Genomic DNA, 5,396 nt, shown 5'->3' with positions numbered 1-5,396 from the left:
CGGGTCCGCCCGGCAGGCCGTGGCCGCCGCCGTACGCGCGAGCGAGGGCTGCCGGGCCAGGTCCGCGTCCGGCATCCCGCGCAGCGTCCGGGCGAGCCGCTCCTCCGCCGGGGCGGAGTCGCCGTCCGCGAGCGCCGCGAGCCGCGACCGGGCGACGAGGACCCCCAGTGACTCGAAGCGCAGCCCGAGGCCCGCGGCGATCTCCTCCGCCTCCTGGAGGTCCCGGTCCGCCTCCGCGAAGTCGCCCGTGTCCTGGGCGAGCCGCGCCGACAGCTGGAGCAGTTCGAGCTGGGTCTCCGCGCAGCCCGCCTCCTCCGCCCGGTCCACGGCCCGCTCGGCGCCCTCGCGTGCCTCCGCCGTCCGCCCGGAGCGGGCGAGGGTCTCGGCGAGCAGCGCGTGCAGCCTGCTGCACGGCGTCCACGGCCGCCGCTCCTCGAGCCGCTGAGCGGCGGCCTCCACGTACCCCTGGGTGAGCAGGTCCTCGACCTCGCGCGCGGCGATCCGCTCCCAGTCCTCCTGGTCGGCCTCGGTCATGATCTGGTCGGGCACGTGGCCGCCGATCCTGCCCAGGAGGAACGCGGCCGAGCGGGGCGCCATCTCCCGGTGCGTCGAACCGCCCAGGTAGGGTGCGACGCCCGGCGCCCAACGGGCCTCCACCGTACGGGGGTTCTCGCCGAGCCGGAGCCGGTGGTAGATCTCCTCGGCGCGCTCCCGCAGCCCCTCGCGGACCGCGTAGTACGCGACGGCCCTCCGGTCCACGGCCCGCATCAGATCGGTCCGCGCGCTGTCCGAGAGGCGCAGCATGATGGCCCGCAGATCGGTCCGGTGCCGGATGGCCCCGGGGCCCGCCGACTCCATCATGTCGACCCGGGAGGTGAGCAGCCCGTAGAGCCTGCGGGCCTCGCCCGCGCTCTCGACGACCAGTCCCGCCGGCCCGGCCAGGACCTCCCGGATCAGGTCGGGGGTGATGAAGCGGAGGGCCAGGCCCGCCTGCACGAGGGCCCGGACGTCGTCCTCCGCGATGTGTTTGAGCAGTCGGTCGTACAGCGTGCCCTGGATCAGCATCTGGTCGACCTGCCGGTCGAAGTACCGGCGCCGGGAGGGCAGTCCGCGCAGCAGCTCGCCGAGCGAGGGGGAGTCGGCGCCCAGGGCGACCGCCGTGCGGGCGGCGAGCTTGAGGCTCAGCGGATGGCCGCCGATCCGGTCCGCGAGGTCCTCGGCGAGCGGCTCGTCGTCCACCCCGGAGGACATCAGCAGGTCCACGGAGGCCTCGTGGTCCAGCTCGGCGAGCTCCATCGTGCGCGGGGTCAGGACCCGGGCCGGATGGTCGATCGGCGCGCGCCCGGAGACGACGAACCGAAGCCGCGAGTAGGCGGCCCGCAGGGCCGTCCAGACGGCCCACATCCGGGCGAGGACGGGCGAGCCCCGGTACTGGGCCTCCTCGAAGGAGTCGACGACCACGACCAGCGGCGGTGGCGGGTCGCCCGGTGCCGGCCGGACGGCCTCGGCGACCAGGGACGCGGCCCGGTGGGCGAGCTCCTGCTCGCGGGCGCTGGCCCGGGCGTGGAAGTCGGACGAGTAGTCGCGGCCGAGCGTCGCCCGGGTGCCGGCCAGCTCGTCCAGTTCGTCCAGCTCGTTGCGTTCGGTGCGCTGGAGCGCCGCCGTCCGCTCGCACTCGTCCGCGAGCTCCTCGAAGGCGGCTCGGTGCGCGGGATGGTGGACGCCGAGCTGCCGGGCCATCTCCGCGATCACCGTGGCGGGTTCGTGGACGGAGAGCGTCGGGCGCGCGAAGTCGATGTAGGCGAAGGGGAATCCGGCGGGACCGGCGGCGGCGAGCGCGTCGACGAGGAACTTGGCGAGCAGGGTGCTCTTGCCGATGCCGCCGACGCCGTGCAGCAGGACGGGCGGCTCCGCCGGCTCCTCGGGCAGTGCGACATAGGCGTGCAGGGCGTCGAGTTCGGCGGTGCGGCCGTGGAAGGTCCCCCGGACGAGCCGCCGCATGGGCTGCAGCAGCCGGGCCCGCTCAAGACGGTGCTGCACGTCGTCGACGGCGGGCAGTCCGGTCACGCCCGGGACCCGGCTCAGCCAGAGCGTGGCCTGCAGCGCGTCGGAGAGCACCTCGACCTCGTCGCGGGGGACCGGGGAAGAGCCGGTCCCCGCGCCCGGCACCCCCGCGCCGGCCGGGAGGAGCTGGGCGATCCCTACCGGGCCCGGGTCCGGTAGGGGCAGGCCGGTGTCCGGTGGGGGCGGGCCGAGGCCCGTCGGAGGCAGGCCGGTGCCTGCTGCAGGTCGGCCCGCGCCCGCCGTGGCGAGACCCGCAGCCGCCGGCAGCCCCGCGCCCGTGAGCAGGGCGAGCGCCGTGCGTTCCGGGCCCGGGCCATCGGGGCGGAGGCCGATGTTGGTCCGGAGGGCGCGCAGCGCGGCTTCGGGGCCTTCCAGGCCCGCCAGGGCCGCTTCGCGGATCTCGGGTTTCAGCGTCCACACGGTGGCCCCGGGCTCCGGCAGGGCCGTGCAGTCGTCGACGAGCTCCAGGACGGCCCGCCCGGTGGCCTGCTCCTCGCCGGGGAGCCGCAGCCGCGCGGGGTCGAACTCCTGGAGCAGGCAGGCGGCCTCGCGATAGGACCTGCGCAGATCGGGCAGCGCGGCGGCGGGGGCGGCGAGGCTGGTGCGCAGGGCGTCGCGCAGGACGTGACCGGCCTCGCCCGGCGGCGGTGACGTCGGCGGGAGCGCCCGGTGGAGCCGTACGACGTCCTCCACGGCCGTGCACAGCCGACGCATGTGACTGTCGCCGTTCGAAGGGGAGTCGACGGCCCGCAGCACCTCGGCCACGGCCGTCTCCGTGAGCTCGCGGACGGTCGCCTCCTGCCCGACGGGACCGTTGTCGGTGAAGAACTCCCGGAAGAAGGCCCGGAGATCGCTCTCGTCGGCGAGGCGCGTCGTGTCGCGGCACTCGTTCTTGCGGATCTCGTACGGGAGTTGGCGCATCGTCGTCGCGTAGCCGAGCAGCACCAGCCGGGGCACGGCGTCCGCCCGTACCGGGGTGTGCTCGTAGATGGCCCGGGCGAGGACGCCGATGCAGTCCCACACGTCCGAGTGCGGGTCGAGCCGGTCGCAGTCGTCGAGGACCAGCCAGAAGCGTTCCTCGGCGGCGGTGGCGCGGGTGACGATCCGGTGCGCCGCGTCCTCGAAAGAGGGCAGTGGATCGTTCAAGCGTGTGGGATTCAACGGGATCCGGTCGGCCTCGGGACCCGCCACGAAGGCCGAGAGCCGCTCCATCAGGCGCGCCGCCGTGGACGTGCGGGAGAGGGTGACCCGGACCGGACGGAAGCCGCAGTGCTGGCCGAGGTGGCGGATCAGCTCGTAGGTGTAGGAGCGGCCGCTGTCCGGGGGGCCGTCGACGACGAACACCGTCTGCTCCGGGTCGGCCAGGAAGCCCCGGAGCTTCTCGCGCAGCTCGCTCCGGTCCAGGAACACCTCCGTGCCGTGCTTCAGGAGCGTGCTGTCGAACGGGTCCTCGGGGGACCGACGCAGCCGCTCGTCCTCCCGCAGCCGGGTCAGCAGGTTCCGGGCCTCGGCGCCCTGCTCGAAGGCGTGCGGGTCGTCGATCGCGGCCAGCGCGTCGAGACCCGCGAGCACGGAGAGCAGCCGCCGCTGGTGGGCGATGTCCCGGCGGGCGGCGGCGACGACGAGCAGGGCGTTCCGCTCGGGGTCCGGGGTGAGCGGCAGGTCCTCGACGAAGTCGGCAGGCAGGCCCGCGCGCAGCAGCCGTCCCCGTGGCTCGGGGGTGTCGAGGAGGTGGTCCCGCACCCAGCTGGCGACGAGCCCCCATTCGGTCTCGGTGAGCGGCATACCGCACCTGCCCGGCGCTCTTCGCGCAGCGCCGGTCGCTCCGGCGCCGGACCTGACGAGATCAGTCGTGACCTGACGAGATCAGTGGTGACCTGACGAGACCGGTCATGGCCGGACGGGATCGGTCGTGACCGGACGTGGCCGGTCGAGGCCAGACGGACCGGCTGATCCCTTTCATCGTTCCACCGGGCCGGGGCGGTCGCAATCGCTGCCCCGGGCGTCTCACGGGTGCAGCACGATGTCCGCGTACGACTCCAGGCGCCGCCAGCGCTCCTCCGGGGCGCGGAACACCGGCATCACGTCCACGTCCGGCAGCGGGCCGAACTCCAGCTCGGTGATCTCCGCGACGTCCGAGACGGGCACCTGGTACGTGCGGAACGGGCCCAGCGGCGGCGGCGCGCCGGCCTTCGCCCCCGCCAGGGCCCGGTCCGCGTCCCGGCTCAGGTCGGGGCTCTGGTCGAGGACGTACGCGGCGGCGGCGAGCGCCCCGTCCTGGATGAACGCGGCCACCTTCCAGAACCGCATCGGCACCTGCAGCCCCCGGTACGGCGGGTCGGAGTCCTGGAGCACCGGGCCGGTGAGGACCGTCAGCTTCCGGTCGTACTCGGCGGCGTGGTCGAGCAGGTAGTTCTCCAGGCCCTGCCAGAGCTCCTTGCCCTGGTTGAAGACGTCCGCCTGGGGAGCCGCGTTGGTGAAGTGGAAGGTGTCCGCATTGGCCAGCTCCGCGACGGCCGGCGCACCCCAGACGGGATCGAGGCGGCGGACCAGATGGCCCCGGTCGAGGCTGTTGTTGCGGTAGATGTCGTCGCCGGCCTGCTGCTCCTCCGGCAGCCGGGGATCGAACTCCCAGACGTCCTCCCGGGGCACGTCCTCCAGGAGCTGTCCTCCCTCGATGCAGACCGCGGTCGAGGCCGCGAGCCGCCGGTCGGGCCGGAAGACCACGGTGAAGTGGGTGTACGGCAGGATCACCGTCTCGACGGTGTCCCGGACCGGCAGCGCCAGCGGGACGACGGGGCCGAGGAAGGCCTCGTCGTAGCCGGTGCGACCGGCGAGGGCGGCACGGCGCCCGGCGACGGGCGGCCTGCCGGGAGGGGGCGGCGCATCGGATGGGTTCATACGATGTAAGTACCGCGCCGAGGAGGTCGCGCTCGGCGCCGGACCGCAGGTCACTCGAACAGACGCCCCGGCGTCCCTGCCCGGGCACACCCGCCCTCGGCCTTCCTGACCGGACATACCCGCCCCCGGCATCCCTCCGCTCCGCACGAGGAGGCACCCCATGGCCACCGGACTCTCCCTGCACATCGGACTGAACCGGGTCGACCCCGCCCGATACGAGGGCTGGGACGGCACCCTGAACGCCTGCGAGAACGACGCCCACGACATGGCGCGGCTGGCCAGGACCGCCGGATTCGAGGCCACCACCCTGCTCACCGAGGACGGCACGGCCGCCAACGTCACCTCCGTGCTCCACGAGGCCGCCGTGGCCCGAGTAGCTGAGGAGCAGGATGTCTCCGGGGCCGAGCCGGGCGGCGGCCTCGTGGAGCACG

3 protein-coding genes are annotated in these 5,396 nt (G+C 74.4%); 1 reads left to right on the top strand and 2 read right to left on the bottom strand.

Translation table 11 applies throughout. The annotated features are described in order from the left end of the window. Together CCN56_RS37950 and CCN56_RS37945 are read right to left on the bottom strand one after the other, a co-directional pair. On the bottom strand, positions 1 to 3,849 hold a 3,849-nt coding region (locus CCN56_RS37950; protein WP_086832224.1), incomplete at its 3' end, for a tetratricopeptide repeat protein. A gap of 222 nt (positions 3,850 to 4,071) precedes the next feature. Further along, positions 4,072 to 4,965 carry a DNA/RNA non-specific endonuclease gene (locus CCN56_RS37945; RefSeq protein ID WP_086832223.1) on the bottom strand — a complete coding sequence of 298 codons (894 nt, stop codon included), beginning with the start codon at positions 4,963 to 4,965 and terminating at the stop codon, positions 4,072 to 4,074. Positions 4,966 to 5,125: 160 nt separating this feature from the next. On the opposite strand from CCN56_RS37945, the gene CCN56_RS37940 reads away from it, so the two are divergent. After that, positions 5,126 to 5,396: caspase family protein (locus CCN56_RS37940; RefSeq protein WP_143664770.1), on the top strand; the 271-nt coding region annotated here is incomplete at its 3' end.

Origin of the sequence: Streptomyces sp. NRRL B-24572 (assembly GCF_002156145.1) — a bacterium.
GTDB lineage: Bacteria > Actinomycetota > Actinomycetes > Streptomycetales > Streptomycetaceae > Streptomyces > Streptomyces vietnamensis.
The sequence above is the reverse complement of the archived record's forward strand: the minus strand, read 5'-3'. Positions and strand labels throughout refer to the sequence as shown.